Raw genomic sequence first — 20719 nt, forward strand, 5'->3', positions numbered from 1 at the left:
CCGATCGGTGGGGCGTGGCCTGACCGCGCCGACCCGGTCAGGCCACGTGGGTGAGGTAGCCGGCGACGGCCTCGTCGAGCACCTCACGGCCCGGCCGGGCCCACACCGCCTCGGCGAAGACCTCCACCTCGACCGGGCCGGTGTACCCGGCGGCGTCCACCGCCTCCCGGAAGCGCCGCAGCTCGACACAGCCGGCGCCGGGCAGCCCCCGGCCGAGCAGCACACCCGCCGGCAGCGGCGTCACCCAGTCGGCGACCTGGAAGCAGGCGATCCGTCCCTCCCGGCCGGCCCGGTCGATCTGCGCCCACACCTGGTCGTCCCACCACAGGTGGTACGTGTCGACCACGACGCCCACCGCCTCCGCCGGGTACGGCGTGACCAGGTCGAGTGCCTGGCCGAGACTGGCCACCACGCACCGGTCCGAGCAGAACATCGGGTGCAGCGGCTCCACGGCCAGCCGGACCCCCGCGGCGACCGCGTGCGGCACCAACTCGCCGATCGCGTCCCGCACGTGCGCCCGTGCGGCGTCGAGGTCGCGGCTGCCGGCCGGCAGGCCGCCGGAGACCAGCACCAGCACGGGTGCGCCCACCGCCGCCGCCTCGTCGATCGCCCGCCGATTCTCGTCCAGCCAGCCGGGGACCTCGAAGAAGCCGCCGCGGCACAGGGAGGTGACGGTCAGGCCGGCGTCCCGCACCAGCGCCGCCGCCGGCTCGACCCCGTGGGCCGCCAGGTCCTCGCGCCACAGCCCCACCCCGGTGACCCCGGCGTCGACGCAGCCGGCGACGAGCTCCGGCAGCGGCCACCGCTTGGTGGTGGCGGAGTTGAGCGCGAACCGCTTCACTGCGCCACCCCCGCCGTGGTCATGAACGCCCGGGCCCGGTGGGCCGCCAGCTCGGCGTCCGGAAGCAGGCCGGCGGCGTCGGCGAGCCGGAGCAGCCGGCCCAGGTGCGCCGGTGACCGTCCGGACTGGAGGCCGCCGACCATGGTGAAGTGGTCCTGGTGGCCGGCGAGCCAGGCGACGAAAACGATCCCGGTCTTGTAGTAGAAGGTCGGGGCGCCGAACAGGTGCCGCGCGAGCGGCACCGTCGGTGCCAGCAGCTCGTCGTACGTGGCCGGGTCGCCCGCGTCGAGCGCCCGGAACGCCGCCGCGGCCGGTGGCGCGATGGCGGCCAGGACGCCGAGCAGCGCGTCGGAGTGGCGGTCGCCGTCGCCCCGGATCAGGGCCGGGTAGTTGAAGTCGTCGCCGGTGTAGAGGCGTACCCCCGGTGGCAGGCGCCGGCGCAGGGCGACCTCGAACTCCTCGTCGAGCAGCGACAGTTTGATGCCGTCCACCTTGGTGTGGTGGGCGCTGATCAGCGTCACCACGGTGTCGGCGGCGCGCGCGGGGTCGGCGGCGCCCCAGTAGCCGGCCAGGGCCGGGTCGAAGGCCGGGCCGAGCCAGTGCAGCACCACCGGACCGTCCGCCTCGGCCAGCAGGCGGCCGTAGACGTCGAGGTAGTCCTCGGCGGACGGGGCCGCCGCGGCCAGGTGCCGGCTGCACATCAGCACCGGCCGGGCGCCGGCGTCCTGCACGTCGGCGAGCTGCTCCGCGTACGCCCTGCGGATGTCGTCGAGGGTGGCCGGGCCGGACGGCAGCTGGTCGGTGGCGACACCGGCGCAGATGGCGGCGCCCTCCGCGCGGGCCGCCTGCGCCGACCGGCGGACGAGTTCCCGGGCCGTCGGGTAGTCCAGGCCCATGCCCCGCTGCGCGGTGTCCATCGCCTCGGCCACGCCGAACCCGTACGACCACAGGTGCCGCCGGAAGGCCAGCGTCGCGTCCCAGTCCACGGCCGCCGGCGTGCCCGGGACGTTCTCCGCCCGCGGGTCGGCGACCACGTGCGCGGCGGCGTACGCGACGCGGCTGGTGAAGCGGGCGCCGGGCGTGCGGTGGTCGCGGCCGGCGCCGGAGAGCGTGAGCGGCCCGTCGGGCAGGACCACCTTCGCGCTCACGAGCGCAGCTCCGTCACCTCGACGCGCCGGCCCTCACGCGCCGACCGCAGGCCCAGCTCGGCCAGTTGCACGCCCCGCGCGCCGGCCCACAGGTCCCAGGTGTACGGGGCGTCCTCGGCGACGTGCCGCAGGAACATCTCCCACTGCGCCTTGAAACCGTTGTCGAACACGTCGTTGTCCGGCACCTCCTGCCACTGGGAGCGGAAGTCGTCGGTGGACGGCAGGTCCGGGTTCCAGACCGGCTTCGGGGTGGTGGCCCGGTGCTGGACGCGGCAACGACGCAGGCCGGCGACGGCGCTGCCCTCGGTGCCGTCGACCTGGAACTCGACCAGTTCGTCGCGGTTCACCCGCACCGCCCACGACGAGTTGATCTGCGCGACGACGCCGCCGTCGAGTTCGAAGATGGCGTACGCGGCGTCGTCGGCGGTCGCGTCGTAGGGCTGGCCGTCCTCGTCCCACCGGCGCGGTACGTGGGTGGTGACGTGGGCGGTGACGGCCCGGACCGGGGCGAAGATCTGCTCCAGCACGTAGTGCCAGTGCGGGAACATGTCGACCACGATGCCGCCGCCGTCGGCCGCCCGGTAGTTCCAGCTCGGGCGCTGTGCCTCCTGCCAGTCGCCCTCGAAGACCCAGTAGCCGAACTCTCCGCGTACCGACAGGATGCGGCCGAAGAAGCCGCCGCGTACGAGCCGTTCGAGCTTGCGCAGGCCGGGCAGGAACAGCTTGTCCTGCACGACGCCGTGCCGTACGCCGGCCGCGTCGGCGGCACGTGCCAGCTCGACCGCACCGTGCAGGGTGGTGGCGACGGGTTTCTCGGTGTAGATGTGCTTGCCCGCCTCGACGGCGAGACCGATGGCCTTCTCCCGTTCGCTGGTGACCTGGGCGTCGAAGTAGATCGAGACGTCCGGTCGGGCCAGCGCGGCACCCAGGTCCGTCGTCCAGTCGGTCAGCCCGTGCCGGGTCGCGACGTCCCTCAGCTTGGCCTCGTTGCGCCCGACCAGGACGAGTTCCGGCCAGAGCCGGCCCCCGCCGCGCAGCGGTACGCCGCCCTGCTCGCGGATCGCCAGCAGCGACCGGACCAGGTGCTGCCGGTAGCCCATCCGCCCGGTCACGCCGTTCATGACGATTCCGATCGGGACACGTGCCGTCATCGTCCCACCCTCCAGGTAAGGCGTCATTCCCCGGCACCCGGTCCGCCGGGTGCCGCACACTGCCGTTGACCGGCGGGGACGGCGGCGGCTCTGCCGCCGTCCCCGGCCGGCCGGTTCAGGCCGGCGTTCCGGTCACCGTCAGGTGACGCATCCGGCCGATGTTGTCGAACGAGCCGAAGCCGACCCGCCCGGAGCTGAACGTGGTGTCCTTCGCGGTCATCAGCGGGTCCTTGCGGCCGTCCAGGTAGACCGCGATCTCCCCGGTGGCCGGGAGGTGGACGACGCGCACCTTGTGCCAGTCGGCGTCGACGATCGCCGGGTCGGCGCCCCGCGACCGGCCGTTCCACTGGTGGTCGATGCGCTGCCGGTCGGCGTTGTTCACCTTGAAGATGCCGTTGTGCGGCAGGATCGTGTTGTCGGTCGAGAGGTGCGCGTAGTAGAACTCGGTGTCCGAGCGCCACCCGAAGACGATGATCACGTCGCGGTTGGTCACCTCCACCGGCGTGTCCAGGCGCACCCGCGCCTCGATCTCCACCGACGACCACGCCGGGCCCTCGGTCAGGACGGCGTACTCGAACGGGCGGCGCGGGCCCGGCCGGCTCACGCCCGCCTCGGCGAGGATGATCTCGTCCTTGTCGAACTGCCACTTCGACGGCGTCACCGGCGCCCAGCTGTCCGGGCCGGACGGCTTGTGCACCCGGGTGCGGCCGACGTCGCCGCCGGCGAACTCCCTGGTGTCGGTGACCTTCCAGATCTTGCCGTTGGCCTTGGCGAGGACGTACAGCTCACCGGCGGCGTCGGTGCCGAAGCGAAGGTCGACCCGCTCCGGGTTGCCCGGCGCCCCGGGGCCGGACAGGTCCTGCATCCGCACCGGGCTGCCGGCGGCGTCGAACAGGGCGAGCCGGTGGATCGGCGCCAGTCCCTCGCCGCGGCGCATCCGGTGTGCCTCGGTGTAGAGGACCTGACCGTCGACGAGGTCGCCGAAGACGTACTTGCCCTTCAGCTTCGGCACGTCCTTGCCGCGGTAGACGAACCCGCCGGCCACGGCGACGCCGACGTCGGAGGTGCAGTTCCAGTTGGGCGCCGGGTTGTGGTCGTACGCCGCGACCGGGTACGTGTAGCCGTACTCGGCGTCGTTGGCCGGCAGCGGGAGCAGCTTGTCGCAGGCGCTCCCCGCCTTGTCGAAGACGAACGCGCCCTCCCGCTCGCTCCAGCCGAAGTTGTCCCCGGCACGCACCTCGTAGATCGCCTCGATGGCGTGCTCACCGATGTGCCCGAGGTACATGCGACCGGTGGCCCGGTCCCAGCTGAACCGGTGCGGGTCCCGGAAGCCGAGGGCGTAGACCTCGCCGAGAGCGCCGTCCCGGCCGACGAACGGGTTGGACGCCGGGATGCCGTACCGCCCGTTCGCGGAGTTGGTGCCGCTCGGGTCGATGCGCAGCAGCTTGCCGTGCACCATGCCCAGGTTCTGCGGCTCGGTGTTCCGCACGCCGGTGCCGCCGTCGCCGACGGCCAGGTACAGCAGCCCATAGTCGTCCTGGCCGGGCCGCACGGTGGGGTTGAAGTTGATTTCCTGGACGCCGTGGATCTGGCCGGCGAAGCCGATCCGCAGTACCTCACGGCGGCTGCCGGCGAACGTGTCGGCGGCCGGGTCGGTCGCCGTCCACTCGTTGATCACGCCATGGAAGATGGCGTTGGCCTGCGCGTAGTCCGGTGTCCTGGTCGCCAGCGACGCCTGCTCGGTGTGGATGGTGTAGAACCGGCCGTTGCTACCGAACTCCGGGTGGAACGTGACGTAGCCGAAGCCCTGGCCGAGGCCTCGGCCGGAGAAGAACTGCGGCGCGAAGGTGGCGGCCACGTCGAGGTAGATGTGCGGCACGCCGTCCTGCACCAGGTAGAGCGTGCCGTTGAGGTCCGGCACGGCGCGGCGGCCGGACCCGTCGGGCAACTCCATGAGGGTGTTGATCCGGGCGGTCCGCATCAGCCGCTGGTCGGTCGGGGCCGGCGTGGGGAACGACTGCGGGAAGCTGGCGTACTCGGTGAGGACCAGGCCCAGGCGGGACTGGGTGGGCATCTCGACGATCGGGTCGTCGACCGGTTCGGCGGCCCGGGCGGGGCCGGCGACCAGGGTGGACAGGACGAGCGCGGCGGCGGTGAGCCCAGCCGTCAGCGTGGATCTGCGGATCTTGCCGATACTGCGCACGCGGGTCTCCTTCGCGGGTGAGGCGGTACGGAGGGTGGTCAGCGGGCCATGTAGCGGTACTGCTTCTCGACGTCGCTCGCCGAGACCACGCTGTCGAGGAACATCAGGGCGTCCATGCGGCAGTCGCACGGGTTCCGCTCCAGCGTGTCCTGCGGGAAGCTCCCGCCGATCTTGATGCCTCGCGGATCCGAGGCGGTCGTCACGTGCGGGCCGGGACCGGACACGAGCCACGGGTCGTCGCTGCGCGTGTAGAAGCCGTCCAATGGCTGGCCGTTGCGGTAGAGCGCCATCGCGCCGGTGTTGAAGTCGAAGGTGGCGGCGAGGTGGACCCACTCCCCCCTCGGCAGCAGGGTGCGCCACTCCTCGCTCGCGGCGAACGTCTGCGAGTTGCCCCCGTCGAGGCGCCGGCCCAGCGCCACCAGGCGCAGTTCGCCGTTGACGTCGATCAGCTCCAGCAGGGCGCGGACGCCGTGGCCGTCGGAGTCGCCGGTGAGCACCCCGGCCAGGCCGATGGCGTTGAACCGGTCGGTCGGGTTGGCGGTGGTGGAGTTGAGCGCCGGCGCGTCCATCTCCGACTTGAACCAGCCCATGACGGTGGTGCCCTCGGTGCCGGCGAAGGCGCGCAGGGTCCGCACGCCGCTCGCCGACCAGATCCCGGCCTTCCAGTCGTCGTTGCCGGCCTGGGCCGGATTCACCTGCCGGGTCTGCAGGGCGTCACCGCTGCCGCGGTAGGCGCGGTCCGGCACCCGCATCGCGGCGCCGCCGTTGACGAGCTCGATCTCGGTGCCCGAGCGTCCCTGGTCCCGCTCCAGGGCGGGATCGCCCTCCACCGGGTGGTCGAAGTCGTAGAAGGCGACCAGGCTCGATCGCAGGTGCGGGTGGACGTCGCGCGGGTTGGTCCGGTCCGCGTGCGCCGGGAGCGCCCCGGCGCCCGCCAGCACACCGGTCGCCAGTACGGCGGCGGTGGCGACGGCGAACCGTCTCGTTCTGGTCATCGCGTACACCTCGTTTCAGCTCCTGCGTGGGCACCGCAACCGCTTTCGGAAGCGCTTACGCGCTCACGCTCCAACTCTCGTGTGTGCCGCTGTCACGTCGGGGTGGTTACCGCTTCGGGGTCGCCGTGGACTCGGCGGGCCGGCCGCCGAGGTAGAGCTCGCCGAGCTGCGGGTCGGCGAGGAGTTGCGGCGCCGGCCCGGAGATGTGCACCCGACCGAGGTCGAGTACGCACCCGAGGTCGGCGGTCTCCAGCGCCCGCCGGGCGTTCTGCTCCACCAGCAGCACCGCCGTACCGGCGTCGCGCATCCGCACGACCTGCTCGAAAACGGTGGTGGTGGCCTTCGGGTCCAGTCCCATGGACGGCTCGTCGAGGAGCACGACCTTGGGGCTGACCATGAGGGACCGGGCGAACTCCACCTGCTTCTGCTGGCCGCCGGAGAGCAGCCCGGCGAGGGAGTTCCACCGCTGCGCCACGACCGGGAAGACCTCCTTGACGAAGGCCGTCCGCTCGGCGATGAGCGCCTTGTCCCTCAGCGTGTAGCCACCGAGCAGCACGTTCTCCGCCACGGTCATCTCACGGAACACGCTGTGGCCCTGGAGAACGTGCGCCACCCCGGAGGCCAGCATCCGCTGCGGGCCCTGGCCGGTCACGTCCACGCCCCCGACCAGGATCTTCCCGGAGCGGGGCTTGAGCAGCCCGCTGGCGACCTTCAGGACGGTGGACTTGCCGGCGCCGTTGGGGCCGACGAGGCAGACGATCCGCCCGGCGGGCACCGAGACGGTGAGGCCGCGCAGCACCGGCGCCGCGCGCCCGTAGCCGGCCTGGATGTCGACGAGTTCGATCTCAGACGCCAAGGTAGGCCCCCAGCACGCGTTCGTCGGAGCGGATGAGCGACGGCGGCCCCTCGGCGATCGGGCGGCCGCGGTCGAACACCACGATGTGGTCACTGACGCTCATCACGAGGTCCATGTTGTGCTCGACGATCACGAAGGTCCGCCCCTCGGCGTTGAGCTCGCGGACCAGGGTGCCGATCCGGTCCAGCAGCGCCGGGTTGACGCCGCCGGCCGGCTCGTCGAGCAGTACGGTCTCCGGGTCGCTCATCAGCACCCCGGCGAGTTCCAGCAGCTTCTGCTGACCCCAGGACATGTTGCGGGCCTCCACGTCGGCGAGGTGCTCGATGCCGAGGCGGGTGAGCCAGCCGCGCGCCCGGTCGATGTCCGCGCGGACGTGGGCGCCGCGCAGCAGACCGGTGAGGCCGACCGGCCGGACCGCCGCGAGGACGTTGTCCAGCGCCGTCATCCGGGGGAAGACCCGGCACAGCTGGAACGTACGCCCCACACCGGCGCGGACGATGGAGTGCGGTGCCGCGCCGGTGATGTCCCGCCCGCGGTAGGTGACCTGTCCGCCGTCCGGCCGGATCATCCCGGTCACGCAGTTGAAGAAGGTGGTCTTGCCCGACCCGTTCGGGCCGATCAGGGCGTTGACCTGGCCGTGGCGGAACTCGACGGTGGCGCCGTCGAGCGCGACGACCCCGCCGAACGCCTTGGTCAGCCCGTCGGTCGCCAGACTGCGTACCTCGCTCATGCCGTCCCCTCCCTGGTGGACTCAGGGCGGCTACCCGCTGCGGCGTCCACCGGTTCCCGGGCGGCCGGCACGCCGGCCGCCGCAGCCCGCTGCTCGCGCAGTTCCGCGGCCGTGACCTCGCGGATCGAGCTCTGCGCCGGCCGCAGCCGGCCCAGCAGCGAGCCGATCGCGGGCAGCACACCGTCGGGCATGAAGAGCACGACCAGGGCGAGCAGCAGGCCGGTCGCGACCAGGTGCAGCTGCGTGTCGCCGAACTCCACCTTGAAGTACTCCAGCCCGATGCCGACGATGAGCGCGCCGACCAGTGGGCCGAACAGGTTCCGGACACCGCCGAGCAGCGCCATCAGCACCAGGTAGGAGCCGGTGAGGATGGAGAACTGGAAGACCGGGTCGAGGTCGCCGAACCACAGCGCGTACAGCCCGCCGCCCAGGGCGGTGAAGGCCGCCGAAACCACGAAGACCACCAGCTTGTACGCGAACGTCGGGGTGCCGAGCGCCTCCGCCTTGTCCTCGTCCTCCCGGATCGCCTTGAGCCCCAGCCCGAACCGCGAGCGGTCGATCGACCACCAGGCCAGCAGCGCGAGCGCGAGCAGGCCGGCGAAGAGGTAGTAGAACACCCGGTGGTGCTCGGGACGGAGCAGGTCCGGGAAGGGCCGCGGCACGACCAGTCCCCGCGATCCGCCGGTGAGCGACGCCCAGCTCTGGAAGACCAGCAGCAGGATCAGCACCAGCGCGATCGAGACGATGACGAACGACGCCCCGCGGACCCGCAGCGCGGCGAAACCGATCGGTACGGCGAGGGCCGCCACCAGCAGCGCCGCCACGACCAGGGCCACGAAGCTCGGCAGCCCGGCCTTCGTGACCAGCAGCGCCGTGCCGTAGCCGCCGAGGCCGGCGAGCGCCCCGTGACCGAGGGAGATGTAGCCGGTGAACCCGCCGACGAAGTTCCACGACGTCGAGAGCACCGCGAAGTTGAGCACCACCACACCCGCCGACAGGATGTACGGGTTGGGCGCCAGGGACGGGAACGAGAGCACCGCCGCGGCGAGCAGCAGGACGGCGACGGCCTTGACCACCCGGTCGACGCTGCGCCGCCCGGTCGTCGCCGCCCCGGTGGGCGGAGCGGTCGCCGGCGAGGTGGTCGCCGGTGCCGTGGTCGGCTCAGAAGCGCTGGGCAAGGCGACCTCCGAAGAAACCTTGTGGCCGGAACGCGAGGGTCGCGAACAGGGCGAGGTAGAAGATCGTCTGCGCCCAGGTCGTGCCCAGCGGGATCTGGAGCAGGCTCTGCAGCATGCCGAGCACCATGGCGGCCATCGCCGCGCCGGGTACGCTGCCCAGACCGCCCACCACGATGATCGCCATCAGCGGGCCGATCCAGTGCCAGTGCAGCGACGGGTAGATGGTGGTGTCGAGGGCGAGGGCCGTGCCGCCGATGGCCGCGGTGGCGAGGCCGAGGCCGAAGCCGTACCCGGCCACCCGCTCGGTCTCGATGCCGACGAGCCGCGCCGCGTCACGGTGCTGGATGGTCGCGCGCAGCGCCCAGCCGAACGTCGTCTTCTTCATCAGCAGGTAGAGGGTGAGCAGGGCGACGGCGGCGAGCCCGAACGCGATCAGCTTGACCACCGCGACGCGGGCGCCGAAGATCCCGAAGCTCGCCGAGCCGTAGCCGAGCTGGATGCGCCGCTGGGTGCCGGTGAAGACGTAGCCCAGCAGGCCCTCGATGAGCACCGCGATCGCGAAGGTCAGCAGGACCGACATCATCGTCAGGGTGACCGGGCGCAGCCGGGCCAGCAGCACCCGCTGCAGCAGCACGCCGCAGGCGAAGAAGAGCGGCACGGTGACGATCATCGACAGCAGCGGGTCGACGCCCAGCCGGGTGTGTGACCACCAGGCGAGGTACGCGGCGAGGATGAGGAACGCCGAGTGGGCGATCATCACGACCCGCATGATTCCGAAGTAGAGGGTCAGGCCCGCCGCCAGGAGGGCGTAGAGCCCTCCCAGCAGCAGACCCAGGATGATGCTCTGGAAGAGCAGGGCACCGGAGGGCATGACGTCCTACCAGGCCGGCTTCGGGTAGACGAGGTCCGTCTCCTTGGCGTCGGCCGGGAGCACGATCTGGATCTTACCGCCCACCCACTGCTGGATCATGTGGGCGCCCTTGGGTTTGCCCGTCTCGTCCCAGGAGAGCGGACCGACGACCGTCTCCACGGTGTTGGTGCGGACCCACTCGACCAGCTTCTTCTGGCAGTCGCCCTGCTCGGCGCACCCGACCGCGGTGACCGCCGCAGCGACGACCTGGCCGGTGGTGTACGCGTTGGCCTCGTCCTCCTCCGGCGGCGAGCCGAACTGGGCGGTGTACTTCTCGACGAACTCCGTGTTGCTCGGGTACTTCGCGTCCTGCGTGTAGCCGGTCGGCGAGAGGATCCCCTCGGTCTTGTTGCCGATCGCCGCGGCGAACTCGGGGTTCGTCGGGGCGGTGGAGAACGCGGCCAGCTTCGGCTGGTACCTGAGCTGCTGGAGGGCGACGATGAGGTTCACGCCGTCCTGGTACTGCGAACCGCCCACCACCATGTCGGCCTTGGACGACGCGATCTTCGCGGCAATGCTGCCGAAGTCGGTGGTGTTCGGCGGGTAGACCTCGTCGACGACGGTGCGGACACCGCCCGCCTCGAGCTTCTCCTTGAGCCCGTACGCCGTGCCCTGCGCGAACGGGTCGTCCATGGCCGCGTACGCCGCGGTCTTCGGCCGCTGGTCCGGCGGCAGGGCGAGGATGTACTCGGCGAGGTGGTTGTAGTGGTCGTTGGCCACCGCCGGGGCGGCGTAGAACAGGTTCTTGAAGCCCTGCTCGAAGACCTCCTTCGCCGCGCCCGCGGGCTCGACGAAGAGCATGCCGTACTCCTCCGCGACGCGGGCCGCGGGCACCACGAGGCGGGTCGAGAACGGACCCACGACGAGGTCGACGTTGTCCTTGCCGATGAGCTGCTCGTAGTCGGCGACCACCCGGTCGGCGTTGGACTGGTCGTCGAGGATCTTCAGCTCGACCTTGCGGCCGAGCAGGCCACCCTTGTCATTAGTGATCTTGGCCCAGGCCTCGTAACCGCGCTGGACACCCTTGCCCGGCTCGGAGAAGTCGCCGGTCAGCGGCAGGGAGATCCCCACCACGATCGGGTCGTCGGCGCCGGCCGATCCGCCGTCATCACCACCGCAGGCCGTCAGCGCGAGGGCGAGGCTCGCGCCGAGTGCTGTCATCCACTGGATTCGCTTCACACGGGTTGTCATCCCGAGACGCTCCTTTGCCGGGACGGAAGCGCTTACGAAAGCGCTTTCGTAGACTAGGCTGTGGTCGGCGTCACTGGCAATAGTCAGATGACAGAGAAGTTTCCGGGGAGTTGCCGATGCCCAAGCCTGGCCCGAGGCTGCGCCTGATCGACGTGGCGGAGCGCGCCGGCGTCTCGCTCGCGACCGCCTCCCGCGCCCTCGCCGGGCGGGACGGGGTCAGCGAGGAGGTGGCCCAACGGGTCCGCCAGGTCTCCCAGGAACTGGGGTACGTCGCGAACCCGTACGCCCGCACCCTCGCCGGTGGCGCCAGTTCCACCGTGGGCCTCGTCGTGCACCAGGTCGACGACCCGTACTTCTCCGAGATCGCCGGCGGCGTCATCCAGGTCGCCGCCGAGGAGGGGCTGCTGGTGCAGATCTGTCACTCCGGCCGGGACCCGGACGCGGAGCTGCGGCAGTTGCGACACCTCATCGCCCAGCGGGTGGGCATCATCCTGATCGCCGGTTCCGGCTACGACGACGCCCGGATCGAGGCGGAGGCCCGCGCCGAGCTCGCGGAGTTCCAGCGGCAGGGCGGGCGGGTCGCCGTCATCGGCCGGCACGCCCTCGGCGTCGACGCCGTCCTGCCGGACAACGAGGCCGGCGGGCGGGCCCTCGGCGAGCACCTGCTGGATCTCGGGCATCGCCGTATCGCGGTCGCCGCCGGCACGGCGGGCCTCACCACCGTCGCCGACCGGCTCGCCGGTGTCGCCTCGGCGCTGCGGCGGCACGGGCTCTCCCTCGACGACCTTCCCGTCGTCCACTCCGACTTCACCCGCGACGGTGGCCGGGTGGCCGCCGAGCAGATCCTCCGCGACCACCCGGACACGACCGCGATCGTCGCGCTCAACGACGCGATGGCCATCGGCGTGCTGTCGACGTTGCGCGCGCACCGCATCCCGGTGCCCGAGCGGATCTCGGTCGTCGGGTTCGACGACGTCGCCGTCGCCGCCGACCTGGCTCCCAGCCTCACCACCATCCGGCTGCCGATGACCGACATGGGCCGGATGGCGCTGTCGCTGGCGCTGAAGCCCCGGCCGACCCGCCCGCGACGCCGTCCCACCGGGCATCTCCTCGTGGTCCGCGACTCGACCGGGCCCGCCCCGGCGACTGCGCCGACAGTGGCGCCGGCGGCCGACCGGGCCGCGGGCCACCGCGCCGGCACCCTGGCCCAGCCCGCTACCTAGGGCCCGGTCCCCACCGGCTCGCTCGGCCCCGCCGGGAGGCCACGCTCCACGCGACGGCCGGTGCCGGGTGGTGACTCCCCCGCGCCGGACGGCGTCTGCTGTTGCCCGACGGACAGCAGGCGGGCGCCGGCCCCCCGCTGCGCGGAGGGCCGGCGAGGTCAGCGTCAGGCCGTGACGACGTCGGCGACGACGCAGGCGACGTTGTCGGGTGCGCCGTGCTCGTACGCCAGCTCGACGAGCCGGTCCACGGCCTCCTCCGGACCGGCGGCCGCGCCGAGCACGGCGGCCAGGTCGGCGCGGTCGACGACGGCGGAGAGCCCGTCCGAACAGAGCAGGTAGCGGTCGCCGACGACCACCGTACGCAAGGCCAGGTCGGCCTCCACCGGGGTACCGCCGGCGCCGAGCGCCCGGACCAGCAGGGCCCGCCGGGGGTGGCTGGCGGCCTCCTCGGCGCCGAGCGCGCCCCGGTCGACCAGCGACTGCACGTACGTGTGGTCCCGGGTCAGCTGGGACAGCTCCCCGCTCCGCAGCACGTACGCCCGGGTGTCGCCGACGTGCACGAGCGCGAGCTGACCGCCGGACCGCAGCAGCGCCGTCAGGGTCGTGACCGGCTGGTGGTCGTCGACCGCCGCCCGGCGGACGGTGCGGTCGGCGTCGGCGACCGCGTCGGCCAGCACGGGGAGCAGCGCGGCGGCGGGACCGTCGGCCGCCTCCAGCGACGTGAGGGCGTCGATGGCGGCGGCGCTGGCGGCCGCGCCGCCGGGTCCCCGCATGCCGTCGGCGACGGCGAGCAGGCGCTCGCTGGCGTACGCGGCGTCCTCGTTGCTGTCCCGCGCCGTTCCGGTCTCGCAGCGGACGGCGAAGCGGAAGCCGAGGGCCTGGTTCGCATCGGACATGGTCGTGTCCCTTCCGGAGAGGAGGTCCACGAGGTGGGTGGCGACCCGGCTGCGGGCCACGGTGTCCGCCGTGACGTGCCGCCACCAGGCGCGCACCGCGTCGGCCGCCCCGGCGGCCGGCAGCTCGCACACCCGACGGATCTCCGCCAGCGGCATGCCGATGCGGCGCAGCGTGGCGATCAGCCGGGCCCGCTCCAGTTGGTCCGGGCTGTAGAGCCGGTAACCGGACTCCGGGTCGACCGCGGCGGGCGGCAGCAGTCCCGTCTCGTCGTACAGGCGCAACGCCTTCGGCGTCAGACCCGCCGCCCGGGCGAACGATCCGATGGTCAACAGCTCCACGTCGCGATCCTCCTCGTACCGGCCACCGCGGCCGGCACGCCCCAGGCTCGGCCTTCCCCGAAGGTCAAGGTCAAGAGAGGAATGCCCGGAGAACCGACTCGGCCCGGACCGCCGCCAGCCCTCCTCGAGGGCAACGAGGCCCGCGTCGCCACCTGGATCGGCACCGACGGTCTCGGCTACCCGTGACCGCCGGCGTCAGCCGCCCGTCCCGCGGACCGCCTCGATGATCGTCTCGGCGACCTCGGCGGGCTGGGACACCCCGATCGCGTGCGAGGCGCCGGAGATCTCCCGGGAGCCCCGGGGGCCGGCCCGATCCGCCATGAACCGGTGTGCGGCGACCGGGATGTTCCGGTCGGCGTCGCCGAAGATGAACCAGGAGGGCAGGGAGCGCCAGGCCGGGCTGGCCGCGCTCAGGTCCTCGCCGAGCGCCTGCTCCGTCACCGGCCGTTGGGTCCGGGCCATCAGCGCCGCCAGGTCGCCGGGCACGTCCGCGGCGAACTGCTGGTGGTAGGCGTCCTGCCCGATCGCCACCTCGTTGCCGCCGGTGGACACCGGGTAGGACACCAGGGTGTCGGCGAGCGTGCTGCCGGGGAACTTCTGGGACAGCGTCAGCGCCGACTCGCCGCTGTCGGGACAGAACGCGTTGACGTAGACCAGGGCACGCACCGACGGGTCGTCCGTGGCGGCGGCCGTGACCACCATGCCGCCGTACGAGTGGCCGACCAGCACGACCGGCCCGCCGATCCCCCGCATCACGTCCCGCACGTACGCGGCGTCCCCCGCCAGGCCGCGCAGCGGGTTGGCGGCGGCCACCACCGGGTACCCGGCACCGAGCCGCTCGATCACGCCGTTCCAGCTCGCCGAGTCGGCGAACGCGCCGTGGACGAGGACGACCGTGGGCTGCTGATCTGACACGCGGTCCGCTCCCTTGCGTCGGGGCGGTGGCGCGTACGCACACCGCCCGGCCTGCACCCGGCGCGGCTGATTACCCACCCGTCGAGGGTGAAACGTGGGGCGTGGCCCTCGACCACACGGCGGCTGCGCCACTCGGTGACGGGTCAGCGGGTCGACGCGGCGGGTGCCGGCGCCAGGAGCGCCCGCAGCTCGCGTACCGCGGCGCGCCCGGCGCGGTTCGCGCCGACCGTGCTCGCAGACGGCCCGTAGCCGACCAGGTGGATGCGCGGGTCGGCGACCACCCGGGTGCCGTCCATGACGATGCCGCCGCCGGGCCCGCGCAGCCGCAGCGGAGCCAGGTGGTCCAGCGCCGGCCGCCAGCCGGTGCACCAGAAGATCACGTCGGCGTCCACCCGCGCGCCGTCGCGCCACGCCACGCCGTCGGGGGTGATCCGGTCGAACATCGGCCGGAGTACGAGGACACCGCGGTCGCGGGCGCGCGCCATCTGCGGCGTCCACGGCAGGTCGATGACGCTGGCCACGCTTCCCGGCGGCAGGCCGGCGCGCACCCGCGCCTCCACCTTGGCGATGACGCCGAGCCGGTACTCCTCCGTGTACTCGGCGGAGTCACGGAACACCGGCGGTCGGCGGGTCACCCAGGTCGTCGCCGTCGCGACGTCGGCGATCTCCACGAGGAGCTGCGCGGCGGACGCGCCGCCACCGACCACCACCACGCGCTTCCCGGCGAACTCCTCCGGCGCGCGGTAGTCGACGGTGTGCAGCTGCCGGCCGCGGAACGTCTCCTGCCCGGGATATCGCGGTACGAACGGCCTGGTCCAGGTGCCGGTGGCGTTGATCAACGCCCGGGTGGCCCAGGTGCCCTGGTCGGACTCCACCAGCAGCCGCCCGTCGTCGCCGTTGCGGACGGCCGTGACGGCGACCGGCCGGCGTACGTCGAGCCCGAACTCCTGCTCGAAGGAGGCGAAGTAGGCGGGCACCGCGTCGGCGGCCTGCTCCTCGGGCGCCGGAGGCGTGAAGTGCAGGCCGGGCAAGTCGAAGATCCCGTGCACCGTCTCCATCCGGAGCGTCGGCCACCGGTGCTGCCAGGCCCCGCCGGGCGCCGGGTTGGCGTCCAGGACCACGAAGTCGAGGCCGGAAGCGCGCAGGTGGTACGCGCTGGACAGCCCCGCCTGCCCCGCTCCGATCACCACGACATCCGTCTCTGGCACATCCCGGACAACAGCGCGGACGTCACCCGCCATCCCTCCGGCGATGGATCTCACACGTCCTCGACGGCGCGGAACACCCCGGTCAGGGCGAGCCGCGGGCATTTTGGCACATGCCGGACAGCGACTCTCCGCTCGGGCGAGACCTGCCTATGCTCCGGACAGCAGTCGCCCAGCTCAGGGGGCACACGACCTCGACACGTGGCTGCGGCTGTCCCCGCTCCACGACCACGCGCTCCCCTGGGGAGACATCAAGCCGGACGACGACACCGGCCCGCACCGGTGGGCGGTCCACCGCCCGCCGTTCTTCGGGTTCACCTTCGGCTTCCTCCCGGTGCGCAGTGACAACTTCGTCACTACTTCGCGCACCTGTTCAGCGCGGGACCGGTGCCCGCCGGTCAGCCCGTGATCGTGTGCGCGGGGACCCGGTCGTTCGACAAGAGCGGCACCAACGACGTCGCGATCCACAGCGAATCCGACTTCCGGTGGTTCATCAGCTCGGTGGAGGTGCGGATCTCGCCGTAGCCGGCGCCGCCGTCAGTCGGAGATGCCGGTGTACCCGACGACCTTCTCCACGGTCAGGCGCACCAGCAGCTCGCCCGGCACGGCGTTGCGCGCCCCGTACGCCTCGGCCAGGGTCCGGCCGTACGAGACGAACCGCTGCCACTTTCCGTCGCTCATCGGCTTCGCCATGCGTACTCTGCTTCTCGTCCTGACCCTGAGGCGCGCGCAGCCGCGCCTTCGGACGACACCACTCTGCGGTGCCGCGCCCACGTCGTCCAGAGCGGCTCGGTCAGTGGACGAAGCATCGTCGGGGCAGGCGGGGCCCGCGGCCGCTGCTCACCTGGCAGCTACTCCTCGGGGACGCCCGGACCGACCTCGCCACGCTGGAGGTGCTCGGCGTTGCGGTCGGCTTCGCTGTCGGCGTGCGCAGCCCCGGCGGCCGGGTCGACGGTGCGGCGTCCCTCGGCGTCCTCGTAGACCTCGCCGCGCTCAAGCGCCTGTTCCTGCTGCGAATGACTCTGTCCCGGTGCTGTCACGACCACCTACCTACCCTGCACCCGCCCCTGCAAACGGCTGATGCCCGAGCGCCCGACGTTGGGCTTCACGTCGGCTGAGGCCCGAGGGTCACGAGTGGCTGGTTCTTCCCCCGGACCCGAGACGCACTACTGGCTCCGCAGGCCACGATCACCGAGCAGGACGGTGCTCACCTCCGGTGCAGCGATCGCCCCGGTCAGAGCTGGCCGGGCCGCCGCACCCCCCATTGCGAAGTACGGCGACCCGGGATCTTCGGGCGTTCCGTCAGCCGTTGAGGAACGCCAGCATCTGTGCGATCTGGTCGGTGCGGGACTCCTGGACCCGGCGGGCGAACTCCTTGGTCTCGGGGTTCGCCCCCTCCTTCGCCTCCCGCTGGGACATCTCCACCGCGTTGTGCTGGTGGCCGACGAAGAGGTTGAGGAACTGCCGGTCGAAGTCGGCCCCGGCCGCCTTCTCCAGCGCGGCGATCTGCTCGGCCCCCGTGGCCGGCAACCCGCCGTGCGCGGCGTGCGAGCCCGGGTCGTGGTCGACCGTCGTGGGCTTGGACCAGGTGTCCAGCCACGACTTCATCATCGTCACCTCGTCGCCCTGGGTGGCCTCGACGGCCGCGGCGAGGGTCTTGATCTCCTCCCGCTGCGCCCGCGTCTTGGCCAGCCGGACCAGCTGCAGGCCCTGCCCGTGGTGGGCGACCATCATCTGCAGGTACATGACGTCGGCGTCGTTGTGGGTGTTGCCGGCCTGCACGGCCACGGGGGCCGGCGCCGGCGGCGCCGGCTTGTCGGGCGCGGTGCCGCAGGCGGCCGTCGACAGCGGCACCACGACGGCCAGCAGCAGGGCCGCACCGATCCTGGTGCCGCGCCTCATGCCGGCAGCCAGAGGGCGAGGGTGAACGGCGACGGCTCCCAGCTGCGGATCGCGGTGTGGGCCTGCCGGCAGCGGTAGCGCTTCCCGTCGAATGTGACCTCGTCGCCGATCCGGTACGCGGTACCCGCCGCCCAGGCGGCACCGGTCGGCGCACCGGTCTGGCCCGGGTTCGCCGGCGCGGTTGCCGTCGCGGTCTGCGTGGGCTGGCCGGTCGGGGCCTGCGTCGGGGTGCCGGTGGGGGTGGGGGCTGGCGTCTGGGCCGGCGGGGTGCCGCCTCCGCCGCCGATGTTGAGGTCGATGCAGTTGTAGAAGGCCATCGGGGTGTCGCCGATGTTCCAGACCGCCAGGACCGTCTGCCGGCCCGGGAACCTGCTCAGGTCGACCTGGTGGGTGACGACCGCCTCGGGCTGCCGGTTGCCGTCGTCGAACACGGCGACCCGGGTGTCGCCGATGAAGTACTCCCAGGTGCTGGTGCGGTGCCGGGCGGTCAACGTCCAGCTGAAGCTGACGGTGTCGCCCACCGCGCGGGCGGGCCAGTTGCGGCTGTCGTCGTTCAGCACGGCGAACTGGGAGAGCCCGCCGTCGCAGCGTTTGAGCCCCTTCGGCCCCTCCACGCTCTGCGGCTCGAACTGGATCGGGCCGCAGTCCGGTACGGCGCGCTGCGCGCACAGCGCCTGCCGGCTGGGCGGCGAGGAGACGTACCCGTGCGCCGAGGCGGGCGACTGGAACGCCAGCGTCGAGCCGGCGGCGGCCGCGACCGCCGCGAGGGGATAGGCGATGATCTTGCGAGTGGCCATCGTTTCGTCAACCGTCCTGTCGGTGGGTCGCCGGACCGTCCGGCACCCCGTGTTACGACTGAGGACGCTAGGCACGGGCGCCATAACGAAGCCTTAAAGACTCCAGAAAGGATCTTTAGAGCGCGGACCGTGATCGCCCCGGCACGGTACGGGCGGTGCCGGCTCAGCCGCGATCGGCGCGCCGACGACGCTCGGCCGGCCCGGCCGGCGAGGCGGGCGCGGCGTCCCCCGCCAGGACCAGCGCCACCCGGGCGCCACCCAGCGGTCCGCGTCCGATGTCGAGCCGGCCACCAGCGGCGGTGGCCACCCGCTGCACGATGTCCAGGCCGAGCCCCGTCGAGCCGGCTCCGCTCGCGCCGCGCCGGACGGCCGCGGCGGGGTCGGCGATGCCGGCGCCGGCGTCGTCGACGACGAGCCCCTCCGGCGAGACGATGACCCGGAACGCCGACCCCTCCGGCGTGTGCGCGAACACGTTGCCGAGCAGGGCGTCCACCGCCAGGATCAGGTCGCCGCGCGACAGCGGCAGCAGCACCGGCCGGTCGCCGCCGACCACCGACCAGGGGCGCCGCTGGTCCTCGGCGAGCACCGACCAGAACGCCAGCCGGTCGGCCAGCACCTCGACCAGGTCGGCGCTCTCGGCGCCGCGCTCGCCCACGCTGCGCCGGGCCCCCGTGATGATCGCCTCCAACTCCTCGTCGAGCAGGTCGCAGGCCTGCCGCATCCGCTCCCCGATCGGCCCGGGCGGCATCGCCTCGGCGTCGAGGCGCAGGGCCGTCAGCGGCGTACGCAACCGGTGCGACAGGTCGGCGGCCAACTCCCGCTCGGCGTCGATCAGCCGCCGCATGTCCTGGGCCAGCCCGTTGAACGCCTGCGCGGCGTCGCGCAGCTCCGGCGGGCCGTCCGGGGTGACCCGGGCGGTCAGGTCGCCGGTGCCGAGCTGCCGCGCGGCGCCGGCGAGCCGGCCGGTGGCCCGCACGATGCGGCTGCCCAGCCGATCGGCGACGAGCGTGGAGCCGCCGACCAGGACGACGGCGAGGACCGCGAGGGCCAGCCAGGACCGCCACACCCCGCGCTCCATGTCCTCGCGGGGTACGTACACCTCGATCACCGCGGTCCGGCCGTCGCCGATCACCGTGGGCAGCAGGTACGCCAGCCCGCCGCCGGCGTCCGCGGTGACCGGGCGCCGGTACCCGGCGGCGAGCGTCACGTCGGCGGCGGTGGCGTGCACCACCCCGACCGGGGCAACGTCGGGCAGGTGCACGGCGAGCCGTCCCTCGTTGCCGGCGGCGGTGCTCACCACGGCACGCGTCAGCAGCTGCGGGTCCGCGTCGACGGCGAGCGCCGCCACCATCGCCGCCGCCTGCTGACGGGCGTCGCCGATGGCCCGGTCGTGCGCGAGCTGGCGGGTCACCACCGCGAGCGGCACCAGGAAGGCCAGCGCCACCATCGACGTGATGGCCAGCGCCAGCCGGTTGAGTGCCCACCTCATCGCGACCTCCCCCTCGTCCGGGAGCCGACCGTCATTCCGGGTCGACCATCATGACGCCGACCCCGCGGACGGTGTGCAGCAGCCGGGGCTTCGCGGCCGTCTCGCCGAGCTTGCGCCGCAGCCAGGAGATGTGGACGTCGATGGTCTGTTCCTCGCCGATGCGGGCCTGCCGCCAGACCTCGGTCATCAGCTCCCGCCGGCTCACCACCTGCCCGACCCGCTCGGCCAGGTACGTGAGCACGTCGTACTCACGACGGGTCAGCTTGAGCGGCTCGCCGTTCAAGCTGACCCGCCGCTCCTTCCGGCTGATCACCAGCGGCCCGACGGTGATGGCGCCGGGCCCCTCCTCGTCGACGCCGCTGCGGTACCGCCGAAGCACAGCGGAGATGCGGGCCAGGATGTGCCCGCCGGAGAAGGGCTTGGTGACGTAGTCGTCGGCGCCCGAGTTGAGCAGGTGGATGATGTCGGTCTCCGACCGGCGTGCGGTGGCGACGACGACCGGCACGTCGGAGACGGACCGGATCATACGGAGCGCATCGGTACCGTCGATGTCGGGCAGCCCGAGGTCGAGGAGGATCAGGTCGGGCTGCTCCTCGGTCAGGATGCGCAACGCCTCGGCGGCCTGGCCGACGGCCCGCACGACATGACCCGCGTCGGTCAGCGCGCGGGACAACGCCGCGGTGATGATGCGGTCGTCCTCGACCAGCAGGATCAGCGCCATAGGATCACCATAGGCACCGGCGGGACGGA

20 protein-coding genes are annotated in these 20719 nt (G+C 72.7%); 1 reads left to right on the top strand and 19 read right to left on the bottom strand.

Annotation, left to right across the window (positions count from 1 at the left end; all coding sequences use genetic code 11):
• Positions 1-37: 37 nt before the first annotated feature.
• The 10 genes from AB0873_RS18105 to AB0873_RS18150 form a co-directional block, all read right to left on the bottom strand.
• The gene (locus AB0873_RS18105; RefSeq protein WP_366600858.1) at positions 38-841 is read right to left on the bottom strand and encodes a sugar phosphate isomerase/epimerase family protein; all 804 of its coding nucleotides are present in this window, start codon (positions 839-841) and stop codon (positions 38-40) included.
• The gene (locus AB0873_RS18110; RefSeq protein ID WP_366600859.1) at positions 838-1989 is read right to left on the bottom strand and encodes a DUF993 family protein; all 1152 of its coding nucleotides are present in this window, start codon (positions 1987-1989) and stop codon (positions 838-840) included. Before AB0873_RS18110 ends, AB0873_RS18105 begins: the two co-directional genes overlap by 4 nt.
• The gene (locus tag AB0873_RS18115; protein ID WP_366600860.1) at positions 1986-3140 is read right to left on the bottom strand and encodes a Gfo/Idh/MocA family oxidoreductase; all 1155 of its coding nucleotides are present in this window, start codon (positions 3138-3140) and stop codon (positions 1986-1988) included. Before AB0873_RS18115 ends, AB0873_RS18110 begins: the two co-directional genes overlap by 4 nt.
• 115 nt (positions 3141-3255) lie before the next feature.
• Positions 3256-5343: a PQQ-dependent sugar dehydrogenase gene (locus AB0873_RS18120; protein ID WP_366600861.1), complete on the bottom strand. Its 2088-nt coding sequence runs from the start codon at positions 5341-5343 to the stop codon at positions 3256-3258.
• A 38-nt stretch (positions 5344-5381) separates the two neighbouring features.
• Positions 5382-6338 carry a hypothetical protein gene (locus tag AB0873_RS18125; protein WP_366600862.1) on the bottom strand — a complete coding sequence of 319 codons (957 nt, stop codon included), beginning with the start codon at positions 6336-6338 and terminating at the stop codon, positions 5382-5384.
• Positions 6339-6444: 106 nt separating this feature from the next.
• Positions 6445-7194: an ABC transporter ATP-binding protein gene (locus AB0873_RS18130; protein ID WP_366600863.1), complete on the bottom strand. Its 750-nt coding sequence runs from the start codon at positions 7192-7194 to the stop codon at positions 6445-6447.
• The gene (locus AB0873_RS18135) at positions 7184-7924 is read right to left on the bottom strand and encodes an ABC transporter ATP-binding protein (protein WP_366600864.1); all 741 of its coding nucleotides are present in this window, start codon (positions 7922-7924) and stop codon (positions 7184-7186) included. The genes AB0873_RS18130 and AB0873_RS18135 overlap by 11 nt, the downstream gene beginning before the upstream one ends.
• The gene (locus tag AB0873_RS18140; protein ID WP_366600865.1) at positions 7921-9102 is read right to left on the bottom strand and encodes a branched-chain amino acid ABC transporter permease; all 1182 of its coding nucleotides are present in this window, start codon (positions 9100-9102) and stop codon (positions 7921-7923) included. The genes AB0873_RS18135 and AB0873_RS18140 overlap by 4 nt, the downstream gene beginning before the upstream one ends.
• Positions 9086-9973 (bottom strand): branched-chain amino acid ABC transporter permease, encoded by an 888-nt coding sequence (locus AB0873_RS18145; RefSeq protein ID WP_155332550.1) that lies wholly within the window; start codon positions 9971-9973, stop codon positions 9086-9088. The genes AB0873_RS18140 and AB0873_RS18145 overlap by 17 nt, the downstream gene beginning before the upstream one ends.
• 6 nt (positions 9974-9979) lie before the next feature.
• Positions 9980-11203, bottom strand: coding sequence for an amino acid ABC transporter substrate-binding protein (locus AB0873_RS18150; protein WP_366600866.1), 1224 nt, complete (start codon positions 11201-11203; stop codon positions 9980-9982).
• Between the two features lie 116 nt (positions 11204-11319).
• Between AB0873_RS18150 and AB0873_RS18155 the strand changes: the two genes are divergently transcribed.
• Positions 11320-12426 carry a LacI family DNA-binding transcriptional regulator gene (locus tag AB0873_RS18155; protein ID WP_366600867.1) on the top strand — a complete coding sequence of 369 codons (1107 nt, stop codon included), beginning with the start codon at positions 11320-11322 and terminating at the stop codon, positions 12424-12426.
• Between the two features lie 164 nt (positions 12427-12590).
• Here the strand turns inward: AB0873_RS18155 and AB0873_RS18160 are convergent, their stop codons facing one another.
• The 9 genes from AB0873_RS18160 to AB0873_RS18200 form a co-directional block, all read right to left on the bottom strand.
• Entirely contained in the window at positions 12591-13661 is a 1071-nt protein-coding gene (locus AB0873_RS18160; protein ID WP_366600868.1) for a MerR family transcriptional regulator, read from the bottom strand.
• A 195-nt stretch (positions 13662-13856) separates the two neighbouring features.
• Complete coding sequence (locus AB0873_RS18165) at positions 13857-14576, bottom strand: alpha/beta hydrolase (RefSeq protein WP_366600869.1); 720 nt, start codon at positions 14574-14576, stop codon at positions 13857-13859.
• Between the two features lie 143 nt (positions 14577-14719).
• Positions 14720-15766, bottom strand: a complete 1047-nt coding sequence (locus tag AB0873_RS18170; protein WP_366600870.1) for an NAD(P)-binding domain-containing protein — start codon at positions 15764-15766, stop codon at positions 14720-14722.
• A gap of 552 nt (positions 15767-16318) precedes the next feature.
• A complete protein-coding gene (locus tag AB0873_RS18175) occupies positions 16319-16474 on the bottom strand; it encodes a hypothetical protein (protein WP_366600871.1) in 156 nt (51 codons plus the stop codon).
• A gap of 158 nt (positions 16475-16632) precedes the next feature.
• Complete coding sequence (locus tag AB0873_RS18180; RefSeq protein ID WP_155332555.1) at positions 16633-16821, bottom strand: ribonuclease; 189 nt, start codon at positions 16819-16821, stop codon at positions 16633-16635.
• A 262-nt stretch (positions 16822-17083) separates the two neighbouring features.
• Positions 17084-17683 (bottom strand): DUF305 domain-containing protein, encoded by a 600-nt coding sequence (locus tag AB0873_RS18185; RefSeq protein WP_366600872.1) that lies wholly within the window; start codon positions 17681-17683, stop codon positions 17084-17086.
• Entirely contained in the window at positions 17680-18480 is an 801-nt protein-coding gene (locus tag AB0873_RS18190) for a lytic polysaccharide monooxygenase (RefSeq protein WP_366600873.1), read from the bottom strand. Before AB0873_RS18190 ends, AB0873_RS18185 begins: the two co-directional genes overlap by 4 nt.
• A 163-nt stretch (positions 18481-18643) precedes the next feature.
• A complete protein-coding gene (locus AB0873_RS18195) occupies positions 18644-19969 on the bottom strand; it encodes a HAMP domain-containing sensor histidine kinase (RefSeq protein ID WP_366600874.1) in 1326 nt (441 codons plus the stop codon).
• Between the two features lie 31 nt (positions 19970-20000).
• On the bottom strand, positions 20001-20690 hold the full coding sequence (locus AB0873_RS18200; protein WP_366600875.1) for a response regulator transcription factor: 690 nt from the start codon (positions 20688-20690) through the stop codon (positions 20001-20003).
• Positions 20691-20719: the final 29 nt, after the last annotated feature.

Origin of the sequence: Micromonospora sp. NPDC047707 (assembly GCF_040704235.1) — a bacterium.
GTDB lineage: Bacteria > Actinomycetota > Actinomycetes > Mycobacteriales > Micromonosporaceae > Micromonospora.

Bases quoted from the DNA above. Each gene is read 5' to 3' on its own strand.
- AB0873_RS18115 (WP_366600860.1), bottom strand. From the start codon at position 3,140: ATGACGGCACGTGTCCCGATCGGAATCGTCATGAACGGCGTGACCGGG.
- AB0873_RS18125 (WP_366600862.1), bottom strand. From the start codon at position 6,338: ATGACCAGAACGAGACGGTTCGCCGTCGCCACCGCCGCCGTACTGGCG.
- AB0873_RS18135 (WP_366600864.1), bottom strand. From the start codon at position 7,924: ATGAGCGAGGTACGCAGTCTGGCGACCGACGGGCTGACCAAGGCGTTC.
- AB0873_RS18145 (WP_155332550.1), bottom strand. From the start codon at position 9,973: ATGCCCTCCGGTGCCCTGCTCTTCCAGAGCATCATCCTGGGTCTGCTG.
- AB0873_RS18150 (WP_366600866.1), bottom strand. From the start codon at position 11,203: ATGACAACCCGTGTGAAGCGAATCCAGTGGATGACAGCACTCGGCGCG.
- AB0873_RS18155 (WP_366600867.1), top strand. From the start codon at position 11,320: ATGCCCAAGCCTGGCCCGAGGCTGCGCCTGATCGACGTGGCGGAGCGC.
- AB0873_RS18175 (WP_366600871.1), bottom strand. From the start codon at position 16,474: ATGGCGAAGCCGATGAGCGACGGAAAGTGGCAGCGGTTCGTCTCGTAC.
- AB0873_RS18185 (WP_366600872.1), bottom strand. From the start codon at position 17,683: ATGAGGCGCGGCACCAGGATCGGTGCGGCCCTGCTGCTGGCCGTCGTG.
- AB0873_RS18190 (WP_366600873.1), bottom strand. From the start codon at position 18,480: ATGGCCACTCGCAAGATCATCGCCTATCCCCTCGCGGCGGTCGCGGCC.
- AB0873_RS18195 (WP_366600874.1), bottom strand. From the start codon at position 19,969: ATGAGGTGGGCACTCAACCGGCTGGCGCTGGCCATCACGTCGATGGTG.
- AB0873_RS18200 (WP_366600875.1), bottom strand. From the start codon at position 20,690: ATGGCGCTGATCCTGCTGGTCGAGGACGACCGCATCATCACCGCGGCG.